Origin of the sequence: Nocardioides sp. NPDC101246 (assembly GCF_044767415.1) — a bacterium.
Taxonomy (GTDB): domain Bacteria; phylum Actinomycetota; class Actinomycetes; order Propionibacteriales; family Nocardioidaceae; genus Nocardioides.
The window spans coordinates 296,163-318,102 of the sequence record NZ_JBIWNX010000006.1 but is presented as its reverse complement, the minus strand read 5'-3'; the positions used below and the strand labels follow the sequence as shown (position 1 = coordinate 318,102).

Genomic DNA, 21,940 nt, shown 5'->3' with positions numbered 1-21,940 from the left:
TGTCGAGACCACCAGCCCACATGCGAGATGTCTTGGTCTCGACAAGCTCGACCGCCAATCAGCGGCGCTTCTTCTTACGGGACCCGCCCTTGGGCCCCTTCTGGCCGCCCTTCGGGACCGGCGGCCAATCTACCCGTGCGGGATCCGACCAAACCACCCGAACCGCGACAGTTGTTGTCTCCAAAACGCCTACACCGAGCTCTGAGACCGTCGGCGGTGCGCATCCCCACTTCTTCAGCGCTGCGTCGGCCTCGTCGATCTCCGCCTCGATGCTCGACCCCTTCATCGCGACGAGCGCACCCGTCGGTACGACCAACGGCATCGACCAGTCGAGCAGCTTGCCCAGGCCGGCCACTGCTCGCGAGGTCACCACGTCGAACCCGAGCTCGCCGTGGAAGGCATCCGCCCTCCCCCGCAACACCGTCACGTTCTCGAGACCGAGATCCTCGGCGACCTCCTCGAGAAAGGTCGTACGCCGCAGCAGCGGCTCGATCAGCGTGATGTGCAGATCCGGGCGAGCGATCGCGAGGACCAAGCCCGGCAGTCCAGCGCCAGACCCGATGTCCGCCACCGCGACCCCCTCGGGGATCACCTCCCCCAGCACGGCGCAGTTGAGGATGTGCCGATCCCACAACCGCGGAACCTCCCGCGGTCCGATCAAACCGCGCACAACCCCCGCCTCGGCCAGCCAAGCGGCGTACCTCTCCGCGAGCTCCAGCCGATCAGCCGGAAAGAGCTTCTCCGCCCGAGGGTCCACCTCGCCCAGGCCACCCAAGTCCCCACGTTCCTCGCTCACACACGAACTGTTTCACGTGAAACGCACAACCAAGAACTCCCTACGTACGCACGAGGTCATCTCGACAAGCTCGATGACACAGTCCCGGTGGTCGAGCCTGTCGAGACCACAGCACACTCGTCCGAACGACGTCATCTCGACAAGCTCGATGACCCAGCTCCGGTGGTCGAGCTTGTCGAGACCACCACACGACGTGCGCACGAGTCTCCGGTGGTCGAGCCTGTCGAGACCACCCACATGTAGGTGCTCGACGTCATCTCGACAAGCTCGATGACCCGGTCCCGGTGGTCGAGCTTGTCGAGACCACGCACATGTACGTGCGAGGCGTCATCTCGACGGGCTCGATGACCATCCCGTTTCACGTGAAACCCACGTCCCTGGAGACGCCTGGAAGAACGCCGGCCCAACGAATCCGCGGAAGGATTGACAAAGGCACCGCGTGGGCGCTGGGTGCGCTAAAGTCCGCGAGCAGCCTCGCGAATCTGATGCAACCGCGCACGCTGCTCGAACGTCTTAGTCGTAGAACGTCGCACTCCGGGTGCGACTCCAGCGGCCCGTGCGACCGGGCCCCCCATCCATGACCACGGAGCTGATGTGAACGTCCGTAGAACCCCGGTGGCGATCTTCCTCACCACCATCCTCGCCCTGGGATTCTCCCTGGGCTCGATCGCGGCGCCGAGCAGCGCCCAGGCCAGCACCGCGTCAGCCTCCGTCGGGCAGATCGGGCTGCACACGGCGTACAAGACTCTCTACCAGCAGGGCTCCTCGGGCATCGGGGTGCGCAAGATCCAGGCTCGCCTCAAGGAGCGGCGGATCTTCAAGGGGCGCGTCACCGGCACCTACGGCTCGAAGACCGCCGGCGCCGTCAAGGTCTTCCAGCGCAACCAGCGCCTGACCGCCACCGGCAAGGTCAACCAGCGCACCCTCGACCGGCTCCGCTCGCTGACCAGCACCCCGACCGACGCCAAGCTCTACAACCTCGACCGCCGCTGCCTCACCGGCCGCGTCCTCTGTGTCGACAAGACCGACCGCCGGATGCGCTACGTACGCAACGGCAAGATCATCCGAGCGATGGACGCCCGCTTCGGCTGCTCCGACACGAAGACCCGCGAGGGCGCTTTCAAGATCTTCCGGAAGAGCCGCAACCACGTCTCGTCGATCTACCACACCCCGATGCCGTACGCGATGTTCTTCAACGGCGGCCAGGCGGTGCACTACTCCTCGGACTTCGCCGCCCGCGGCTACAACGGCTGCTCCCACGGCTGCGCGAACGTACGCAACAAGTCGTCGATCGCCTGGGTCTTCGACCAGGTCCGCATCGGCGACCGGGTCGTCGTCTACTGGTCCTGAGGCGCCGCCCGTTCCACGTGAAACACCCACACAAAGAGATCGCCCCTCGTGCCACACGGCACGAGGGGCGATCTCTTTGTCTCAGCGTCACTCAGGCAGGACGACCACGTAGCGACGCGGCTCGACACCGGAGGACTCGGAGGTGAGCCCGGCGGCGGCGACGGCGTCGTGGACGACCTTCCGCTCGAAGGGCGACATGGGCTTGAGCGAGACCGGGGCACCGGACTCCTTGACCTTCGCGACGGTCTCCTCGGCGAGCGCCATCAGCGTCGAGCGACGGTCGGCACGGTAGCCGCCGACGTCGAGCATCAGGCGGGACCGCTCGCCGGTCTCGCGGTAGACCGCGAGCCGGGTCAGCTCCTGGAGCGCGTCCAGAACCTCACCGTGGCGGCCGACGAGCTGCTGGAGGTCACCACCGACGATCGAGACGGCGGCACGGTCGCCCTCGACGTCCATGTCGAGGTCTCCATCGAGGTCGGCGATGTCGAGAAGCTCCTCGAGGTAGTCAGCCGCGATGTCACCTTCCTGCTCGAGCTGCTTGAGGCGCGTGTCGTCGCTGACCTCCTCCACAGTCTCGGTCACGGTCTCGCTCACATCCTGAGTCGTCACTTGGTTCCCCCGTCCTTCTGGGTCGTGGAGCGACCGGCGCTCGTGCCGGCCTTCTTCCGCTGGCTCCTGGTCTGGCTCTTGGGCTGGGTGCGCTGCGCGGGGCGCTTCTCGGCCGCTGCCTCGTTGGCCTCGGCGATGTCGATCTCCGCGTCGGGCAGACCCTTCTTGCGGCGCTTCTCCCGGTCGCGCTCCTGCTTGGCGTCGAACGCCGGCGTCCCCGGTGCGGGGTTGTTGCGGATCACGTAGAACTGCTGGCCCATGGTCCACAGGTTGGAGGAGGTCCAGTAGAGGATCGTTCCGACCGGGAAGGCGATACCACCGACGGCGAACACGACGGGCAGCACGTAGAGGAGCAGCTTCTGCTGCTGGGCGTACTGTCCGGTCATGGCATCGGCCGGCATGTTCTTCGACATCAGCTGACGCTGGGTGAGGAAGGTGGTCGCGATCATCGCCACGACCAGGAACCCGGTGAGGATCCGCGTCGACATGTGGTCGGCGGTGGTGAACTGGTCGGAGAGCAGCGAGCCCAGCCAGGTCGAGGTGGCGAACTCGTGCGCAGCCGCGTCGGTCAGGAAGCCCTTGCCGTCACCGTTCGAGGCGTGCTCGAGCATCCGGAACAGCACGAAGAAGATCGGCATCTGCAGCAGCAGCGGCAGGCAGGACGCGAACGGGTTGGTGCCCGAGTCCTTGTAGAGCTTCATGGTCTCGTTGGCGAGCTTCTCGCGGTCGTGACCGTACTTCTTCTGCAGCTCCTTGACCTTCGGCTGCAGCAGCTGCATGTTGCGGCTGGAGTTGATCTGCTTCACGAACAGCGGGATCAGCAGCGCACGGATGGTCACGGTCAGGCCGACGATGGCCAGGGCCCACTGCCAACCTTCAGACGGGATGACGTACGAGAACGCCTTCTGCCATACGAGCAGGATGCCCGAGATGGCGTAATACAGCGGTGTTGCGATCCATCCGAACAGATCGCCTATGGCTCCCACGGAATCAGGCTCCTCGGTTTGGGGAGTCCGCACTTACACGGACCAGGTCTTCAGGGTCTCTTGAAAAATTCTTCGCGGCCGGTACGGGATCGAAGCCCCGGGTCTTGGCCCAGGGGACGCAACGGGCCAGACGGCGCGCCGTCAGCCAGCTCCCGCGCCAGGGGCCGTGCGTCTTGACGGCCTCGAGCCCGTACGCCGAGCACGACGGGTAGTAGCGGCACACATCGCCGTAGAGCGGACTGATCAGAGTCCGCCACACGTGAAGCAGTCCGATCAGCACGGACGCGACAACGTGGTTGAGCTTGTCGAGACCAGCACGTACGACTCGGACCGCGGCACTCATCGGAGCACTCGCTCCAGGCAGCGCCGCAGATCGACGCCCAGGGCGTCGTAGTCGGCGTCGGCGGCAGCAGGCAGTGCACGGACCACAAGCACAGCAGAGCCCGGGAGTCCGCTCAGGGACTCCCGGGCCTGGTGACGCAGTCTGCGCTTCACGCGATTCCGGACGACGGCCGGACCGACGGCCTTGCTCACCACGAAGCCCACCTGCGGCTCGCCCTCCCGGTCGGCATCTGGGCCGGTGCCGGGGACGAGCAGGTGGACCACCAGGCTCTTCGAGCCCGCGCGCTTGCCCCGTCGTACTGCTTCTTTGAAGCCCGACGAATCGACCAGTCGGTGGCGACGTGGCAACACGCGCGTGGTGGCTGAGGCCGCGGCCTCAGACGGTCAGGCTCTTGCGACCCTTGCCGCGGCGCGCAGCGAGGATCGCGCGGCCGGCGCGGGTGCGCATGCGCAGGCGGAAACCGTGCGTCTTGTGACGGCGGCGGTTGTTCGGCTGGTAAGTACGCTTGCTCACGGGGTGCTTCCTTAGTTGTGTGGGGCCGGTTGCTGTGCCGGCTGGTCTGATGGGGTCGCCCTCGGTGGTTCCAGGCGGGCCGATTCAACAAGCACCGCCCGTCCGCGCCCGATGAGGAGAGGCGTGGACATGCGGCACCCGTAGACCGGGCGACCTAGCAACGGTACGTGGACGGCGAAACCAGGGTCAAACTCGCGCACTATCACACCCCTGTCATTAGTCCTGCACCTGTGGAGGACGGGTTGCCCATGACCCTCGCCAGCCGGTAGTTTCGTCCTCTACCGAGGTTTCCCTGCACATCGTCAGGAGCGTCGGCCGCATTCGGGGGGATGCCATGCAGGGAACTAGTTTTCCCGCCTGACCTGCCGAAACGGTCGGATTCTCGAGGACGGCGACGTGTCTCGGTTGGTCTCCGATGCCTACATTCGGGGATGCTCCACAGCTTGTGGAAAAGTCTGTGGAGGATGTAGACCGGACCGCTGCATCAATCCAGGCTGCATCAACAAAGACCACCCACCCGAGCCATCAGGGAAGGCAGGAACCTGTGGAGTCCTCCGGCCTCGCGCCAGAACCACAGCCAGATCTCCAGTCCGCATGGACGAAGGTGGTCGCCGAGCTCCCGCCGAACCAGCGTGCGTGGCTCCGGGACAGTGAGCCGCTCACCCTGCACGGGTCGACCGCGATCGTCGAGGTCCCCAACGACTTCACCCGCAACCAGATCGAGGGCCGCCTGCGCGGCTCCCTGGAGAGGTCCCTCGGCGAGATCTTCCATCGCGAGATCCGCATCGCGGTGACCGTGAACCCCGATCTCGACGTCACGCCGGATCCCGACACCCAGGCGATCATGATCTCCGAGCGGGAGATCGCCGCCGCGGACGCTGCCGCCGCCGCTGCCCTGCAGCAGCAGTCGGCCTACCCGAACCAGTCGGCCTACCCGAACCAAGCGGCCTTCCCGCATCAGTCGGTCTACCCGCCGAACTCGCCCGGCCTGATCCCTGGCGTCCCACCGGCGACCGCGCCCCACGACGAGCCGGGTGCGCCCGCCGCGTACTCGGCGCCGCAGGCTCCCATCGCATCGCCGCCCGCGCAGCAGCCGGCCGCTCCCGCGGCGCCTGACGACGTACGTCCTGGGTATGGCGACATGTCGACAAATCCCCCGGCGCCTCAGGTGGCCCCGATCGAGGAGCCGGTTCCGCCGCGGCCGCTCGTCCCGGGTCCGCCGACCCGGCCGAGCGAGCCGAGCCACAACGTGCTCGAGACCCGGCTGAACCCGAAGTACACCTTCGAGACCTTCGTCATCGGGTCATCCAACCGGTTCCCGCACGCGGCCGCGGTCGCGGTCAGCGAGGCACCGGGCAAGGCCTACAACCCGCTGCTCGTCTACGGGGAGTCGGGGCTGGGCAAGACCCACCTGCTGCACGCGATCGGTCACTACGTGCGGAGTCTCTACTCCGGGGCGAAGGTGCGCTACGTCAGCTCGGAGGAGTTCACCAACGAGTTCATCAACGCGATCCGCGACGACCGGCAGGACCGGTTCAAGCGGCGCTACCGCGATGTCGACGTCCTGCTGATCGACGACATCCAGTTCTTGGAGGGGAAGACTCAGACTCAGGAGGAGTTCTTCCACACCTTCAACACGCTCCACAACGCCAACAAGCAGATCGTGCTCACCTCCGACCGCCCGCCCAAGCGGCTCGAGGCGCTCGAGGACCGGCTGCGCAACCGGTTCGAGTGGGGTCTGATCACCGACGTCCAGCCGCCCGACATCGAGACCCGCATCGCGATCCTCCGTAAGAAGGCCGCGATGGAGCGGCTCACCGCGCCGCCGGACGTGCTCGAGTTCATCGCGAGCAAGATCCAGACCAACATCCGCGAGCTCGAGGGCGCGCTGATCCGGGTCACCGCGTTCGCCAACCTCAACCGGCAGGACGTCGACCTGACCCTGGCCGAGATCGTGCTCAAGGACCTGATCCCCGAGGGCGGCGAGCCCGAGATCACCGCCGGCCTGATCATCGCCCAGACCGCTGCCTACTTCGGGCTGTCGATCGACGAGCTCACCGGGCCCTCCCGTGGGCGTCACCTCGTCATGGCCCGCCAGATCGCCATGTATCTGTGTCGCGAGCTCACCGAGGACTCCCTGCCCAAGATCGGCAAGCACTTCGGCGGCCGCGACCACACCACCGTGATGTACGCCGAACGCAAGATCAACCAGCTGCTCGCCGAGCGCCGGGCCGTCTTCAACCAGGTCTCCGAGCTCACCAACCGGGTCAAGATGCAGGCGCGCCAGGCCTAGCCAGACCAGCAGTCGTACGCGGCCGCCGCCCCTTCCGGGCCGGCGGCCGTTTCGCGTTTTGGGATTTCGAAAACCCACAGGACGAGATTTCCCAGGTTGTCCACAGCCCACAGGCTGGGTGGAACCTGTGGAGAACCGGCCGTTCAAATGGGATGGAAAAGGGGATGGCCTGTGCACAAAACACTCAAACGGGCCGACAACTCTCCACAGCCCACAGTGACGTGCGTCATTTCAGCATGGCGTCCACATCCCCTGTGGAATCACATTTCCGGTCATGACCAGGGAAGACGCTGCTCATCCACATTTCCCACAGATGCTCTTACGACGTACGAAACTATTTACATCCATGGATCCTCGGTGAAATTCCACGAACGCCCTTCCCTGGGGACAACCTGCTCGGCGAACCGAGTGCACAGGTACGCCTGTGCAGACCCGACACCACTGAGCGCTTACCGGTTGTCGGCGGTCCGTGGCAGGATGCGTACTCCAGGTCATGTCAGCGCGGGGGCGTTCCGGAACCGGTGGCGTCTTCCCCCAGGGTTCAAGCACAGCCCGGACCGCATGTCCTCAAACGCCCCGATGTCGAGCTAGAAGAAGGACAGGTCATCGTGAAGTTCCGCGTCGACCGCGACGTGTTCGCGGATGCTGTCGCCTGGGCTGCCCGCAGCCTTCCGGTCCGCCCCAGCACCCCGGTGCTCTCAGGTCTCCTGATCGAGGCGGGTCACGAGGGCCTGGTGCTCTCGACATTCGACTACGAGACCTCCGCGCGGGCGACGCTCTCCGCCGAGGTCGCAGACGAGGGCAAGGCGCTGGTCTCCGGCAAGCTGCTCGCCGACATCTGCCGCAGCCTTCCGGCCAAGCCGGTCGAGATGGTCACCGACGGCGCCCGCGTCTCGCTCACCTGCGGGAGCGCGCGGTTCAGCCTCCAGACCATGCCAGTGGAGGACTACCCGACGCTGCCGGAGATGCCGACCGCGGCAGGCACGGTGAAGTCGGAGCTGTTCGCCCACGCCGTCGCCCAGGCCGTGACCGCCGCCGGTCGCGACGACATGCTCCCGGTGCTGACCGGCGTGCGGCTCGAGATCGAGGGCTCCACGATCTCGCTGCTCGCCACCGACCGCTTCCGCCTCTCCCACCGCGAGCTCGAGTGGAACCCGGCGACTCCCGACGAGAGCCTGGCCGCGCTGGTGCCGGCGAAGGTGCTCGGCGACACCGCCAAGTCGCTGACCAGCGGCAGCGAGGTCACCCTCGCGCTCTCCACCACCGGCACCGGCGAGGGCATCATCGGCTTCGAGGGGGCAGCCGCGGGTGGGGTACGTCGCACCACGACGCGCCTGCTCGACGGCGAGTTCCCCAAGGTGCGCAGCCTGTTCCCGGCCGAGCACCTCACCACCGCTCTGGTCGACAAGGCCTCCCTGGTCGAGTCGGTCAAGCGCGTCGCCCTGGTCGCCGAGCGCAACACCGCGGTCCAGATGGTCTTCGAGGACGGCGTACTCACCCTCGACGCAGGCTCCGGCGACGAGGCCCAGGCGTCCGAGTCGATCGAGGCGACCATGGAGGGCGAGGGGCTGACCACCGGGTTCAACCCGCAGTTCCTCCTCGACGGGCTGCAGGCCATCGACGAGCAGGTCGTCGAGCTCGCCTTCACCCAGGCGCCGAAGCCCGTGGTGATCAGCGGCAAGCCGGCCGAGGGTGGCGAGGAGCCGGGCTTCCGCTACCTGCTGATGCCGCGGCGTCTGCTCTCCTGATTCGCTCTCTCATTAGGGTGGTCTCGACAAGCTCGACCACCCGTGGATAGGAACCTTGCAATGCACATCGGACTCGTCGGCCTCGGCAAGATGGGTGGCAACATGCGCACCCGGCTTCGGGAGGCCGGCCACACCGTCGTCGGATACGACCGCAACCCCGATCTCGCCGACGTGGCGAGCTTGGCGGAGCTGGTCGAGGCGCTGCCCAGCCCCAAGGTGGTCTGGGTGATGGTGCCGGCCGGTGACCCGACGCGTTCCACGATCGCCGAGCTCAAGGAGCTCCTCGGCGAGGGCGACCTGGTGGTCGACGGCGGCAACTCGAAGTACACCGATGACGCCAAGAACGCCGCGAGCCTGGCCGAGAACGGCATCGGCTTCGTCGACTGCGGTGTCTCCGGTGGCGTCTGGGGTCTCCAGAACGGGTACGCCCTGATGTACGGCGGTTCCGACGAGGACGCCGCCAAGGTGATGCCCGCCTTCGAGGCGCTCAAGCCGACCGGCACCGAGGACGGTCTTGTCCACTGCGGCTCCACCCCCGGCGCCGGCCACTTCTCCAAGATGGTCCACAACGGCATCGAGTACGCGATGATGCAGGCCTACGCCGAGGGCTGGGAGCTCCTCGACAAGGTCGACATCGTCGACAACGTCCCCGAGATCTTCGCCTCGTGGCGCACGGGCACCGTCGTACGTTCCTGGCTTCTCGATCTTCTCGTCGACCAGCTGCGCGCCGACGAGCACCTCGACAAGATCAAGGGTTACGCCGACGACTCGGGCGAAGGGCGCTGGACCGTCGAGGCGGCGATCGAGAACGCCGTCCCGATGCCGGCGATCTCGGCCTCGCTGTTCGCGCGGTTCGTCTCGCGCCAGGAGGACGACCACGCCATGAAGGCGATCGCCGCGATGCGCAACGGTTTCGGTGGGCACGCGGTGATCTCGGAGTCGGAGGCCTGATTCCTCGGTTGGTGGTCTCGACAGGCTCGACCACCTAGATCGGGTCGATGACTCCGGTCAGGGTGAGGATCAGGCGGACGGCGCCGTAGGCGAGGAAGAGCCCGAAGAAGCCCAGGATGATCGGGCTTCGCACGAGCTTGTCGAGGTCGGTGGGGCGTCGCCGGGAGATCCGGGCGCGCACCGCGACCACCGCCAGGACGAGGATCGCCAGGATGAGCACGGGTCCGAACCAGTTGCTCGCCAGCGACGAGCCGATGTCGCCGTGCATGAGGTAGACCCACGACCGCGTCAGACCGCATCCCGGGCAGGGAAGCCCGGTGATGGCACGGAACGGGCAGAGCACCGGGCCGTCCTCGATGCCGCCGGCGGGCAGGAGCGACGCGATCACGATCCCGCCGACGCCGATGGCGGCGGTGACCTCCGTGGAGCTCACCGCCGCGAGGCGCTCGCGAGGGCCGTGGCCTTGCTCAGGCAAGAGGTCTGCCGTCGGCATCTGTGAACTTTCGGGTAGCGATGAGAATGATGTCGATGATCCACCAGATATAGAGACCACCACAGGTGACCAGCTTGAGGATGCCGAGGCCGATCTGTCCGACGTAGAAACGGTCGACACCGAGCGTGCCCAGGAAGATCGAAAGCAGCAGCGCAACCAGCCACTCGCTGCGCGAGAAGACGCCCGGGATCTGTTTCACGGGAAACCACTGCTGGTCAGTGCCGACGCTGGCCGGGGTGTCGGCCTTGATCTGGCCCGCGGCCGCCATCTGCGCGAGCTGCTCGACCGGGTACGGCCCATAGACCTCGCCCATCATCGACACATAAAACGGCCCACCGGGCGCTCCATAGGCGGGTTGCCCTGGAGGCGGGCCGTAAGGGTTGGGAGACTGGGTCATGCAGGCACCTTAACGAGAGAGGAAACACGATGTACGTCTCACACCTCTCTCTCCACGACTTCCGCTCCTATCCGAGCGTCGAGGTCCCCCTCGACGCGGGCGTCACCGCCTTCGTCGGCCGAAACGGTCAGGGCAAGACCAACCTGGTCGAGGCGATCGACTACCTCTCTCGTCTGCAGTCCCACCGGGTCGCCACCGATGCGCCGCTGGTCAGGGCCGGCGCGGAGCAGGCGGTCGTGCGCGCCGCCGTCGTGCGTGACGGCCGCACCGCGACGCTCGAGGTCGAGATCAACGCCGGCCGGGCCAACAAGGCCCGGATCAACAAGAGCCCGCTCCCCCGCACCCGCGACCTGGTCGGCCTGGTCCGCACCGTCGTCTTCTCCCCCGAGGATCTGACCCTCGTCAAGGGGGACCCCTCCGACCGCCGGCGCTTCCTCGACGACCTGATGATCCTGCGCGGACCCCGTCTGGCAGGCGTACGCAGCGACTACGACCGTGTCCTCAAGCAGCGGAACTCGCTGCTGAAGACCGCCGGGCTCGCGCGCGGCTCGGCCCGCGAGGGTGCGCTCGCCACGCTGTCCGTCTGGGACGACCACCTCGCCACCATCGGTGCCGAGATCCTCGCCCAACGGCTCTCCCTGGTCGACGCGCTGCGCCCCTATGTGGGGAAGGCCTACGAGACCGTCGCCCGAGGTGCCAGCCGCGACGACGCCGAGATCACCTACAAACCGGTGGTCGAGCCCGGCGAGACCACCCCCAGCGTCGAGACCCTTCGCCAAGCCATCCTCGAGGAGCTCGCCCGCCGCCAGAAGGACGAGCTCGACCGCGGCATCAGCCTGGTCGGCCCCCACCGCGACGACCTTCTCCTGCACATCAGCGCCGGCGCCGAGCGCCTCCCGGTCAAGGGCTACGCCAGCCACGGCGAGTCCTGGTCGTTCGCGCTGGCGCTCCGGTTGGCGTCGTACGACCTGCTGCGGGCCGACGGCGACGACCCGATCCTGATCCTCGACGACGTCTTCGCCGAGCTCGACAGCCAGCGCCGGGTCCAGCTGGCCGAACTGGTCGCCGACGCCGAGCAGGTCCTGGTCACCGCGGCGGTCCCCGAGGACGTACCTGCTGCGCTCGCCGGTGCCCGCTACCACGTCAAGGCAGGCGAGGTGACCCGCGATGAGTGACGAAGACCCCCAGGTGGTCGAGCCTGTCGAGACCACCGCCGAAGGCGGTGAGGAGGAACCGGAAAAGCGTGCTGACGGCCTCGACCTCGCCCGCTCCCTGACCCGAGCCACCGCGAAGATGCCCGCGCCCAAGGCAGGGTTGCGCAAGAAGCGACGTACGCCCGACAACGCCACCCGCCGCGGCACCGTCTCCGGCGCCCGGCCCGACGACCGCGACCCCCAGCTCATCGACTCGGTGGTGAGTCGGATGGTCAACGACCACGGGTGGGACACCTCACTGCGCGTGCACGGGGTGATGGCCCGCTGGCCAGACATCGTCGGCGAGGAGATCGCCGACCACGCCACCCCGGAGTCGTACGCCGACGGCAAGCTCTCCGTTCGCACCGACTCCACCGCCTGGGCCACCCAGCTCAAGCTGCTGGCGCCCACGTTGGTGAAGCGCCTCAACGAGGAGCTGGGCCACGGAACCGTCCTCGTCATCGAGGTGCTCGGCCCACATCTTCCCTCGTGGAAGAAGGGTCCCCGAGGCGTACGTGACGGCCGCGGACCGCGCGACACCTACGGCTGAGGGCGGGCCGTGAACATGTGTTCGAGGCGCAGTGCGTGAGCCGCGATCTGCCGCTCCAGGCGCCCCGAGGACGTATAGGGACTCACCGAGCCCCCTGCTGAGGGCACAGAGACACCGTCACGAGACGCACAGACGCTCATTTCGATCACAGTTCCCCCTCAGGAACGCCGGCGTGCGTGGAATCCGGGCTTCTACGGGGTAATATGGGGATTGGGTCGATCGTCCAAGGTTTCACCTTCCCGGCGCTGGTCGGCCCGTTGCATGCCCGACCGACACCATGTCCGATTCCGGACCGAAATGACAGGTGGATCGCACCGGTGACCGCTGCCGACCAGACGACTCCTATGCCGGACGACAAGACCACAGACGGAGTCGAGTACGACGCGTCTGCCATCCAGGTCCTCGAAGGACTCGAAGCGGTCCGTAAACGACCGGGTATGTACATCGGCTCGACGGGATCCCGCGGCCTGCACCACCTGATCTGGGAGATCGTGGACAACGCGGTCGACGAGGCGCTCGCCGGCTACTGCGACACCATCAAGGTGACGCTGCGTGAGGACGGCTGGGTGAGCGTCTCCGACAACGGCCGAGGCATCCCGACCGACACCGCGGCCGGCCAGGAGGTCCCCGCCGCGACCCTGGCGCTGACCGTGCTGCACGCCGGTGGCAAGTTCGGTGGCGGCGGCTACAAGGTCTCCGGCGGTCTGCACGGCGTCGGCTCCTCGGTGGTGAACGCGCTCTCGACCAACCTCCACATGGAGATCAAGAACCGCGGCCGCCTGTGGGAGCAGGAGTTCACCAGCGGCGTACCCGACTACGACCTCCGTGAGGTGCGCGAGCTCGAGGAGGGCGAGCGCACCGGCACCACGATCTCCTGGAACGCCTCGAGCGACATCTTCGAGTCGACCGACTACAACCTCGAGACCATCTCGAGCCACTTCCGTGAGACCGCGTTCCTCAACAAGGGGCTGCGGATCGAGCTGCGCGACGAGCGGCCGGAGGCCTCCGCCCTCGCCGAGGCAGTCGAGGACGGGACGATCGAGTCCGACACCGACAGCGCCGACGAGCTGCACAGCACCGGCAACGGCGATCGGGTGCTGGAGCAGTCCTTCTACTACGAGCGCGGACTGGCCGACTACGTCGACCACCTCAACAAGCGCAAGAACCCGGTCTCCAGCATCATCGCCTTCGAGACCGAGACCGACGACAAGGCGCCCAACCCGATGAGCGTCGAGATCGCCATGCAGTGGCAGGCGTCCTCCTACAACGAGTCGGTCCACACCTTCGCCAACACGGTCAACACCCCCGGCGGCGGCACCCACGAAGAGGGCTTCCGCGCCGCGCTCACCACCCTGGTCAACCGCTGGGGCGAGGAGTGGGGTCTGATCAAGAAGAAGGAGGACCGGCTCACCGGTGACGACATCCGTGAGGGTCTCACCGCGATCATCTCGGTGAAGATCAGCGAGCCGCAGTTCGAGGGCCAGACCAAGGACAAGCTCGGCAACACCGAGGTCAAGGGCTTCGTGCAGGGCGCCGTCAACGACCAGCTCGGCGCCTGGCTGGAGCAGAACCCTGCCGAGGGCAAGGAGGTCATCCGCAAGTCGATGGCCGCAGCCTCGGCCCGGATCGCGGCCCGCAAGGCCCGTGACCTGGCCCGCAACCGCAAGGGCATCGGCGGTGGCGGCGGCCTGCCCGGCAAGCTCGCCGACTGCCAGTCGACCAACCCCGAAGAGTGCGAGATCTTCATCGTCGAGGGTGACTCCGCGGGTGGCTCGGCCAAGTCCGGCCGCGACCCGCGGATCCAGGCGATCCTCCCGATCCGAGGCAAGATCCTCAACGTCGAGAAGGCCCGGATCGACAAGGTGCTGGCCAACCAGGAGGTCCAGTCGATCATCTCCGCGCTGGGCACCGGCGTGCACGACGACTTCGACATCAACCGGCTGCGCTACCACAAGATCGTGATGATGGCCGACGCCGACGTCGACGGCCACCACATCAACACGCTGCTGCTGACGCTGCTGTTCCGGTTCATGAAGCCGCTGATCGAGCAGGGCTACGTCTACCTCGCCCAGCCGCCGCTCTACCGCCTGCGCTGGAACAAGCCGGCCGAGCACGAGTTCGTCTACTCCGACGCCGAGCGTGACGCCCTCATGCGCGACGGCATCGAGCAGGGCAAGAAGCTGCCCAAGGAGAACCCGGTCCAGCGCTACAAGGGTCTGGGCGAGATGAACGCCGACGAGCTGTGGGAGACCACGATGGACCCCTCGCAGCGACTGCTGCTGCAGGTCACCCTCGAGGACGCCGCCCACGCCGACGAGATCTTCTCCATCCTCATGGGTGAGGACGTCGCCGAGCGACGCTCCTTCATCCAGCGCAACGCCAAGGACGTCCGATTCCTCGACATCTGAGCCTCGCCCTAGATATCGATAGACGCACGCAGAAAGTGAAATCGTGACCGAGACTCCTCCGGAAGATTCCGGGCTGACTCCTGAAGGCGGCCGGATCCAGACCGTCGAGCTGCAGGCATCGATGCAGTCCAGCTACATCGACTACGCGATGGCCGTCATCGTCGGCCGCGCGCTGCCTGACGTACGTGACGGGCTCAAGCCCGTTCACAGGCGCGTCCTCTACGCGATGTACGACGGTGGCTACCGTCCCGACCGCGGGTTCTCCAAGTGCGCCCGCGTCGTCGGTGAGGTGATGGGTAACTACCACCCCCACGGTGACACCGCGATCTACGACACCCTGGTCCGGCTGGCGCAGCCGTGGGTGATGCGCAACCCGCTGATCCACGGCCAGGGCAACTTCGGTTCGCCCGGTAACGACCCGGCCGCGGCAATGCGTTACACCGAGTGCCGGATGGCGCCGCTGGCGCTCGAGATGGTCCGCGACATCACCGAGGACACCGTCGACTTCGGCCCCAACTACGACGGCCGCTCCCAGGAGCCGGCCATCCTTCCGGCCCGGTTCCCGAACCTGCTGGTCAACGGCTCGGCCGGCATCGCGGTCGGCATGGCGACCAACATCCCGCCGCACAACCTGCGTGAGGTCGCCTCCGGCGCCAAGTGGGCGCTCGAGCACCCCGACGCGACGCGCGAGGAGCTCCAGGACGCGCTGCTCGAGCGGGTCAAGGGCCCCGACTTCCCCAACGGCGCGCTGATCGTCGGCCGCGAGGGCATCGAGCAGGCCTACCGCACCGGCCGCGGCTCGATCACCCAGCGTGCGGTGATCGAGGTCGACGAGGACAGCAAGGGCCGCACCAACCTGGTGATCACCGAGCTCCCCTACATGGTGAACCCGGACAACCTTGCCCAGAAGATCGCCGACCTCGCCGACACCGGCAAGGTCCAGGGCATCGCGGACGTCAAGGACAACACCTCCTCCCGCACCGGGCAGCAGCTCGTGGTCGTGCTCAAGCGCGATGCGGTCGCCCGGGTCGTACTCAACAACCTGCTCAAGCACACCGAGCTGCAGACCAACTTCTCCGCCAACATGCTGGCGCTCGTCGACGGTGTGCCGCGCACGCTCTCGATCGACCAGTTCATCTCCAACTGGGTCGAGCACCAGATCGACGTCATCCGGAGGCGTACGGCCTTCCGGCTGCGCAAGGCCGAGGAGGACGCCCACATCTGGCGCGGCCTGGTCAAGGCGCTCGACCAGCTCGACGCGGTCATCGCGCTGATCCGCTCCTCCCCCGAGGTCGACGACGCGCGCCAGGGCCTGATCCGGCTGCTCGACATCGACGAGGTCCAGGCCAACGCGATCCTCGACATGCAGTTGCGTCGCCTCGCGGCGCTGGAGCGGCAGAAGATCGTCGACCGTCTCGCCGAGCTCGAGCTGATCATCGCGGACCTCGAGGACATCCTCGCCAACGTGACCCGCCAGCGTCAGATCGTCATGGACGAGCTCGACGAGATCGTCGCGAAGTACGGCGACGACCGCCGCACCCAGATCATCGCGGCCGACGGCGACCTCTCCATGGAGGACCTCATCCCCGATGAGGAGCTGGTCGTCTCGATCACCCGCGGCGGCTACGCCAAGCGCACCCTCGCGGGTGAGTACCGCACGCAGAAGCGCGGTGGAAAGGGCGTACGCGGCGCCACCCTGCGCGGCGACGACGTGGTCGAGCACTTCATCTCGACCACCAACCACCACTGGCTGCTCTTCTTCACCACCGCCGGCCGCGTCTACCGGATCAAGGCCTACAACCTGCCCGAGGCGGCGCGTGACGCCAAGGGCGGTCACGTGGCCGGGCTGCTCTCGTTCCAGCCGGACGAGTCGATCGCCCAGGTGCTCGCGATCCGCGACTACGAGCAGGCGCCCTACCTCGTGCTGGCCACCCGCTCCGGTCTGATCAAGAAGACGCGGCTCGGGGACTACAACTCGCCCCGTCAGGCCGGCGTCATCGCGATCAACTTCCGCGAGGACGACGACGAGCTGATCGGTGCCGAGCTGGTCAACTCCGAGGACGACATCCTGCTGGTCTCCCGCAAGGGCCAGGCGATCCGGTTCCGCGCCGACGACAACCAGCTGCGGCCGATGGGCCGGGCGACCTCGGGTGTCACCGGCATGAAGTTCCGGGAGAGCGACTCGCTGCTGTCGATGTCGGTCATCCGGGCCGAGCACGTCGCCGCCGAGATCGCGGCCGGGCTCTCCGAGGCCAACGAGGACACCGCGGACGTAGCGGCTCCTGTCTCCGGTGCCGAGTCGCCGGACGAGGTCAAGGAGCAGTTCGTCTTCACCATCACCGACGGTGGTTTCGCGAAGCGTACGAAGATCTCCGAGTACCGGCTGCAGTCCCGCGGCGGTCTGGGCATCAAGACGATGGCCCTGGCCAATGCCGACCGCGGCGGCCTGGTCGGTGCGTTCATCGTGGTCGACGGCGACGAGATCCTCTCGATCACCGCGACCGGACAGGTCGTACGCAGCCCGATCAACGCCGACTTCCGGGCAACCGGTCGCTCCACCCAGGGCGTCAAGTTCGTCTCGCCCAAGAAGGGTGACTCGGTCGCCGTCGTGGCACGGTCCGTCGAGGCCCGCGAGGTCGACGATGACATCGCCACCGGGACAGAGGTTGCGGATGATGTAACAATCGGTGGAGACGACGAGCACGGAGCGTCGACCGAGACCACGACGGAAGATGAATCCTGATGACGGACCGCACCGCCGACCGCACGACTGGGGGAGTCGCGATGACCGAGCGGAACGAGACCGCAGCGCAGCCGGTGACCCAGCGGATCACGGACACGGTCGCCAACGCGGCCAGGCGCACCACCTCGGCGGTGGCCTCGACCGCCCGCACCTCCGGCCCTGCCGGCGCGGAGCGGGACGCGGTCAGCGCCTCGGCCCGCCGGGCCCGGTTGAGCCTGAGCCGGATCGACCCGTGGTCGGTCATGAAGATGGCCTTCCTGCTCTCGATCGCGCTCAGCGTCGTGGTGATCGTCGCCGTCTTCGTGATCTGGTCGGTGCTCGGCGCCGCCGGTGTGTGGGACTCCATCAACCAGGCGGTCCAGGACGTAGTCGGTGATTCCAGCGCCGGCTGGAACGTCCAGGACTACCTCGGCCTCGCGCGCGTCATGGGCTTCACCATGGTCGTCTCGGTGGTCAACATCGTCCTGATGACCGCCGTCGCCACCCTCGCCGCGTTCCTCTACAACATGGCCGCCGCCCTCCTGGGCGGCGTCGAGGTCGAGCTCACCGAGAACTGAGCTTTACCAGCCTCTGCACCCTGGGGAGGGCTGTCCGAACCCTGTTCGGATTGCCCTCCCCAGGTTCATTTGTTCAGGTGGCAGTCGTCGCTGCACGTCTGCACCGGCCCGCTCCAGCCGTTCCTGACGAGGATGCGTCCCACGCGGTCTGCTGTCCGACACGGCGTATCGAACACCTGGTGGAACCGCAGTCGCGCGGTGACCGCCCCGAGTTCCGCGAGATCGTCCAACGAGCGTTCGGCATCGCGGGCCTGGTCGCGCCAGGTGTCGTGACCGAGCGCACCATCGAGCTCGACCACGAGGGCGTACGCCTCGTACTCCACGTCCCGGAACTGGGTGCCGGTCGGGCCGCGCCGGGGTGCCTGCCGTCGCCCCTCGGGCAGCCCGTGTGCTCGCTCTACCTTGGTGAGGTAGCCGTGCTCGAGGACCGAGTGCGTGCCTGCCTCGAGGTCGTTCACCAGCGCTTGGACGAGCTTGCGGCGGCGAAGGGAATTTGTGCGCTCCAGGGCGGCCCGAAGCGTCGTCGCGGTGACGTACGGTCGACTGGCCACGTCGGCGACCCGCGCGATCGCGTCGATCTCGGACCTGGCTTCGTTCGCCATGACCAGCGCATTGTCTTCGACCCTGAGGCGTGGTGGTGTGCCGCCGTAGGTCTTGAGCTTCAGATCACGCATCCGGTGGATGACGATGCCTGGCTGAGGCATCACCTTGCGGGAATGGTCGATGGCGACATGGATCGGTCGGCCGTCGTCACGGCCTCTGGGCGCCTCGAGGCTCTCTCGACACAAGACGGCCGGGTCGGCGTAGAGCACCGCGGCCCACGCACGCTGCTCCCAGGTGAGCGGTCCTGTGTGGTCGATGTAGACACGAGGATGCACCCGGCGGAGCTCGTTGCGACGTACGGCCCGCTCGATGTCGACCCTGGTCAGGCCGCCCGCGACGAGCTGTGCACGGTGAGTCACGCCGTCCTGCATCCGCCGCTGGGCGTCGAGCATCCGCGCCGCATCCTCACGCGCGAAGATCGCCTGCCGGTCCTCCGAGTCGGACATGTTGGCACCCTAACCCTGGGGAGGGCTCTCCGAGCCAGGTTCGGACAGGCCTCCCCAGGCTGGGAGGGGTGTCACCGTTTTGGTTCCGCGGGCGGCGGGCGGGTAATGTTTCATCTCGCCTGCTGGTGGGGCTTCCACCCCCGGCTGGCACCTGCGCTTATAGCTCAGACGGTTAGAGCACCACACTGATAATGTGGGGGTCGGAGGTTCAAGTCCTCCTAAGCGCACAGCACTCGCCCTGGACTCCGGTTCGGGGCGTTTCTGCTTTTCAGGACGCCCGTCGACTCGTCATGCCGGGAGCGACAGGTCTCGTCGGCGCAGGGCAAGGGCTCCGGCCACGCCCAGCACCACGCTGGTCACGACCAGACCCAGGACCGGGCCGTAGCTGATCGCGACGGCCGGCGCGTTCGGCACACGGCTGAACGGCGAGAGGTCCGAGAGCCAGGAGGGAAGCCCCAAGGAGGGGCCGAACATCGGTCCGACGAAGACACAGAACACCACCAGCAGCCAGGACAGACCCACGGACCATCTCGGCAGCACCATGACGATGGTGACGACGGCTGCACCGAGCACGCCGATGGCGGGGAGCTGAACGAGCGCGGCGCCGGCCAGGTCGCCCAGCAGCGATGCGGTCCCACCCAGCGCCTGTCCGCCGGCAAGGCTCATCGCCGTGGCATAGAGGAGCATCAGGGACGTGGCCCCGACCAGCGCGTTCACCGCGTACGCACCGAGCCAGCGCAGCCGGGAGACGGCGGTGCCGAGGAGGGGTTCCAGAGTGCCCTGCGCCTCGTCGTGGCGTAGACGCAGCAACAGCGAGACGACATAGATCGCCACGGCCATCCCGGCGATCTGCATCATCGACGCCCAGTAGGCGCCGAGCAGGTCAGCATCACCGCCGAAGGTCTCGTACCACTCCGTCGCTGCTCCCTCGAGCCCCTGGATCCGGTCGCTCAGCGCCCCGAAGATCAGCCCGAATCCGATCATGCCGATCGCCCAGCCCAGAAGGACACCACGCTGCAGCCGCCAGACCAGGCCAGTGGGGCTCAGCAGCGCGGGACTCGCATGCGGCGCACCGCGCCGTTCGGGCCAGATCCCCCGGCCCACGTCTCGCCGGTCGATGAGTACGAGCGCCAGTCCGAAGAGCATGGCCGTGACGATCCCGCCCAGAGCGACCGGCCACCAGAGATTGTCGGCGAACGGCCTCATCTGCTGGCCCCAGCCGATCGGGGAGAGCCAGGCCGGCCAGGCGCTGCTGACGCGGAGGGCGGCGGAGTCCACGGTCCCGAGCATGTTGCCCAGTGCCGCGAACATGAACGAGACGCCGAGAGTGGCACCGGCGAAGCCGATCGCGCCGCGGGCGGTGGCCGCCAGCTGAGATGTCACCGCGGCGACACCGGTGAAGGCCACCCCCACGAGAGCGATCGATGCGCCTCCCACGAGCGAACCGGCCAAGACCTGGCCGGTGACGGCCATGGCGAGCCCGAGCATCACGGCCAGGCCGGTGTTGGCGGCGAGAGCGACGATCACGGCTGCGGTCAGCGACGCGTATCGGCCGACGACGCCCGCGGCAAGCATCTCCTGGCGGCCGAGCTCCTCGGCTTGGCGGGTGTGCCGGACCACCGCGAGGACGCTCATCATGGCGGCGAGCACAGCCAGGGTCAGGGCGTCGCGGTGCAGGGTGTACGCACCGACGCTGGCGCCGGTCACCAGGCCGAGCACCCGCATGCCCGGGTTCTCCACCACGATCTGGGTATCGGGTCCCAGCAGCTCCGGATGTGTCGTGTAGTTGTCGTCGAACAGCGCAGTCGTCGCTGCCAGGAACCCCGCCATCCCGAGGATCCAGGCAAGAAGCACGATCCGGTCGCGCCGGAGCGCGAGCCGCACCAGCCGTAATGTCCCGGTGAAGCCGGTCATCGACTCCCCACCACCCCGGAGCCGCCGGTGCGATCGGGAGCCGATCCGTTCTCGCCGTAGTGCCGCAAGAAGAGCTCCTCCAGGGTGGGAGGTGAGGTGGTCATCGACCGCACCTGCAGGCCGACCAAGCGCTGGAGCACGGGGTTCAGCTCGACCGCGTCGACGCTGAACTCCGCGTGCCCGTCGTGGACGTGCGCGTCGTGGACGCCGGTCCAACGGGTTACCGCCTCGATCGGCCTGACGGTGTCGACGACCACCGACGTACGGGTGAGGTGGCGCAGCTCCTCGAAGGTCCCGGACTCGGCGGCCCGACCGGCGCGGATGATGGTCACGCGATCGCACAACGCCTCCACCTCGGACAGGATGTGGCTGGACAACAGGATGCTTCGCCCGACAGCGCGCAGGTCCTGTACGACCTCCTGGAAGACCGCCTCCATCAGCGGGTCCAACCCCGACGTCGGCTCGTCGAGCAGATAGAGCTCCACGTCAGAGGCGAAGGCGGCGACCAGGGCGACCTTCTGCCGGTTGCCCTTCGAATAGGCCCGGATCTTCTTGGTGGGGTCAAGCTGGAAGCGCTCGAGCAGGTCCTCCCGACGGACTGGGTCGAGCCCGCCCCGTAGGTCAGCCAACAGGTCGATCACCTCACCGCCGGTGAGGTTCGGCCACAGGTTCACCTCGCCCGGCACGTACGCCAGCCGTCGGTGCAGCGCCACCGCGTCGCGCCAGGGGTCGCCGTCGAGCACGGCGACCTTCCCGGCGTCGGCGCGCAGCACTCCGAGCAGAACGCGGATGGTGGTGGTCTTTCCCGATCCGTTCGGCCCCAGGAAGCCGTGCACCTCACCCGTCTCGACCCTCAGATCGAGGCCGTCCAGGGCCCTCGTCCCGGACCCGAAGTCCTTCACCAGTCCGGATACCGCAATCGCGCTCACCGAAACCACTTCCTCCTCAGCCGCGTCCCGGAGGTTCACATCCTCGATCTCGAGCACATCGCACCCGGGCGGGAATCGGCAGGGACGAACGCCGTTGGTTGACGTGGCCTAGGTCTCT

Annotated in this window: 19 protein-coding genes, 1 tRNA gene and 1 pseudogene; 10 read left to right on the top strand and 11 right to left on the bottom strand. The window is 67.4% G+C overall.

Features of this window, described 5'->3' with window-relative positions; all coding sequences use genetic code 11:
* Positions 1-58: 58 nt before the first annotated feature.
* Positions 59-796, bottom strand: a complete 738-nt coding sequence (gene rsmG / locus ACIRON_RS13670) for a 16S rRNA (guanine(527)-N(7))-methyltransferase RsmG (protein WP_402992827.1) — start codon at positions 794-796, stop codon at positions 59-61.
* Between the two features lie 594 nt (positions 797-1,390).
* On the opposite strand from rsmG, the gene ACIRON_RS13665 reads away from it, so the two are divergent.
* The gene (locus ACIRON_RS13665) at positions 1,391-2,146 is read left to right on the top strand and encodes a L,D-transpeptidase family protein (RefSeq protein WP_402992826.1); all 756 of its coding nucleotides are present in this window, start codon (positions 1,391-1,393) and stop codon (positions 2,144-2,146) included.
* 87 nt (positions 2,147-2,233) lie between these two features.
* Here the strand turns inward: ACIRON_RS13665 and ACIRON_RS13660 are convergent, their stop codons facing one another.
* Genes ACIRON_RS13660 through rpmH form a run of 5 tightly spaced genes read right to left on the bottom strand, consistent with a single transcriptional unit; the run spans position 2,234 to position 4,597 of the window.
* Positions 2,234-2,740, bottom strand: coding sequence for a protein jag (locus ACIRON_RS13660; RefSeq protein ID WP_402992919.1), 507 nt, complete (start codon positions 2,738-2,740; stop codon positions 2,234-2,236).
* Positions 2,741-2,751: 11 nt separating this feature from the next.
* The gene (yidC, locus tag ACIRON_RS13655) at positions 2,752-3,741 is read right to left on the bottom strand and encodes a membrane protein insertase YidC (protein WP_402992825.1); all 990 of its coding nucleotides are present in this window, start codon (positions 3,739-3,741) and stop codon (positions 2,752-2,754) included.
* 4 nt (positions 3,742-3,745) lie between these two features.
* On the bottom strand, positions 3,746-4,084 hold the full coding sequence (yidD, locus tag ACIRON_RS13650) for a membrane protein insertion efficiency factor YidD (protein ID WP_402992824.1): 339 nt from the start codon (positions 4,082-4,084) through the stop codon (positions 3,746-3,748).
* On the bottom strand, positions 4,081-4,434 hold the full coding sequence (gene rnpA, locus ACIRON_RS13645) for a ribonuclease P protein component (protein WP_378725131.1): 354 nt from the start codon (positions 4,432-4,434) through the stop codon (positions 4,081-4,083). The genes yidD and rnpA overlap by 4 nt, the downstream gene beginning before the upstream one ends.
* Before the next feature lie 25 nt (positions 4,435-4,459).
* Positions 4,460-4,597 carry a 50S ribosomal protein L34 gene (gene rpmH / locus ACIRON_RS13640; RefSeq protein WP_091044043.1) on the bottom strand — a complete coding sequence of 46 codons (138 nt, stop codon included), beginning with the start codon at positions 4,595-4,597 and terminating at the stop codon, positions 4,460-4,462.
* Positions 4,598-5,012: 415 nt separating this feature from the next.
* Between rpmH and dnaA the strand changes: the two genes are divergently transcribed.
* The 3 genes and pseudogenes from dnaA to gnd all read left to right on the top strand — a co-directional run.
* Positions 5,013-6,890, top strand: coding sequence for a chromosomal replication initiator protein DnaA (gene dnaA, locus ACIRON_RS13635; protein WP_402992823.1), 1,878 nt, complete (start codon positions 5,013-5,015; stop codon positions 6,888-6,890).
* 608 nt (positions 6,891-7,498) lie between these two features.
* Positions 7,499-8,638, top strand: a complete 1,140-nt coding sequence (gene dnaN, locus ACIRON_RS13630; protein ID WP_008355535.1) for a DNA polymerase III subunit beta — start codon at positions 7,499-7,501, stop codon at positions 8,636-8,638.
* Between the two features lie 30 nt (positions 8,639-8,668).
* A pseudogene (gene gnd, locus ACIRON_RS13625) lies at positions 8,669-9,589 on the top strand (phosphogluconate dehydrogenase (NAD(+)-dependent, decarboxylating)); the annotation flags it as partial.
* Between the two features lie 34 nt (positions 9,590-9,623).
* Here the strand turns inward: gnd and ACIRON_RS13620 are convergent.
* Positions 9,624-10,022, bottom strand: coding sequence for a DUF2752 domain-containing protein (locus tag ACIRON_RS13620; RefSeq protein WP_402992822.1), 399 nt, complete (start codon positions 10,020-10,022; stop codon positions 9,624-9,626).
* Between the two features lie 34 nt (positions 10,023-10,056).
* Positions 10,057-10,479: an NINE protein gene (locus ACIRON_RS13615; RefSeq protein ID WP_402992821.1), complete on the bottom strand. Its 423-nt coding sequence runs from the start codon at positions 10,477-10,479 to the stop codon at positions 10,057-10,059.
* Between the two features lie 29 nt (positions 10,480-10,508).
* Between ACIRON_RS13615 and recF the strand changes: the two genes are divergently transcribed.
* The 5 genes from recF to ACIRON_RS13590 all read left to right on the top strand — a co-directional run bounded on the left by recF (position 10,509) and on the right by ACIRON_RS13590 (position 17,930).
* A complete protein-coding gene (gene recF / locus ACIRON_RS13610) occupies positions 10,509-11,654 on the top strand; it encodes a DNA replication/repair protein RecF (RefSeq protein ID WP_402992820.1) in 1,146 nt (381 codons plus the stop codon).
* Positions 11,647-12,222 carry a DUF721 domain-containing protein gene (locus ACIRON_RS13605; protein WP_402992819.1) on the top strand — a complete coding sequence of 192 codons (576 nt, stop codon included), beginning with the start codon at positions 11,647-11,649 and terminating at the stop codon, positions 12,220-12,222. The genes recF and ACIRON_RS13605 overlap by 8 nt, the downstream gene beginning before the upstream one ends.
* Before the next feature lie 344 nt (positions 12,223-12,566).
* Positions 12,567-14,630, top strand: a complete 2,064-nt coding sequence (gene gyrB, locus ACIRON_RS13600) for a DNA topoisomerase (ATP-hydrolyzing) subunit B (RefSeq protein WP_091044024.1) — start codon at positions 12,567-12,569, stop codon at positions 14,628-14,630.
* Positions 14,631-14,673: 43 nt separating this feature from the next.
* Entirely contained in the window at positions 14,674-17,373 is a 2,700-nt protein-coding gene (gyrA, locus tag ACIRON_RS13595) for a DNA gyrase subunit A (RefSeq protein WP_402992818.1), read from the top strand.
* Positions 17,373-17,930 (top strand): DUF3566 domain-containing protein, encoded by a 558-nt coding sequence (locus ACIRON_RS13590; protein WP_402992817.1) that lies wholly within the window; start codon positions 17,373-17,375, stop codon positions 17,928-17,930. The genes gyrA and ACIRON_RS13590 overlap by 1 nt, the downstream gene beginning before the upstream one ends.
* A 65-nt stretch (positions 17,931-17,995) precedes the next feature.
* Here the strand turns inward: ACIRON_RS13590 and ACIRON_RS13585 are convergent, their stop codons facing one another.
* Positions 17,996-18,979, bottom strand: coding sequence for a hypothetical protein (locus ACIRON_RS13585; protein ID WP_402992816.1), 984 nt, complete (start codon positions 18,977-18,979; stop codon positions 17,996-17,998).
* Positions 18,980-19,132: 153 nt separating this feature from the next.
* On the opposite strand from ACIRON_RS13585, the gene ACIRON_RS13580 reads away from it, so the two are divergent.
* A tRNA-Ile gene (locus ACIRON_RS13580) sits at positions 19,133-19,206 on the top strand.
* A gap of 61 nt (positions 19,207-19,267) precedes the next feature.
* On the opposite strand, the gene ACIRON_RS13575 is transcribed toward ACIRON_RS13580, so the two are convergent.
* The gene (locus tag ACIRON_RS13575) at positions 19,268-20,893 is read right to left on the bottom strand and encodes an ABC transporter permease (RefSeq protein WP_402992815.1); all 1,626 of its coding nucleotides are present in this window, start codon (positions 20,891-20,893) and stop codon (positions 19,268-19,270) included.
* Positions 20,890-21,822, bottom strand: coding sequence for an ATP-binding cassette domain-containing protein (locus ACIRON_RS13570; protein WP_402992814.1), 933 nt, complete (start codon positions 21,820-21,822; stop codon positions 20,890-20,892). Before ACIRON_RS13570 ends, ACIRON_RS13575 begins: the two co-directional genes overlap by 4 nt.
* Positions 21,823-21,940: the final 118 nt, after the last annotated feature.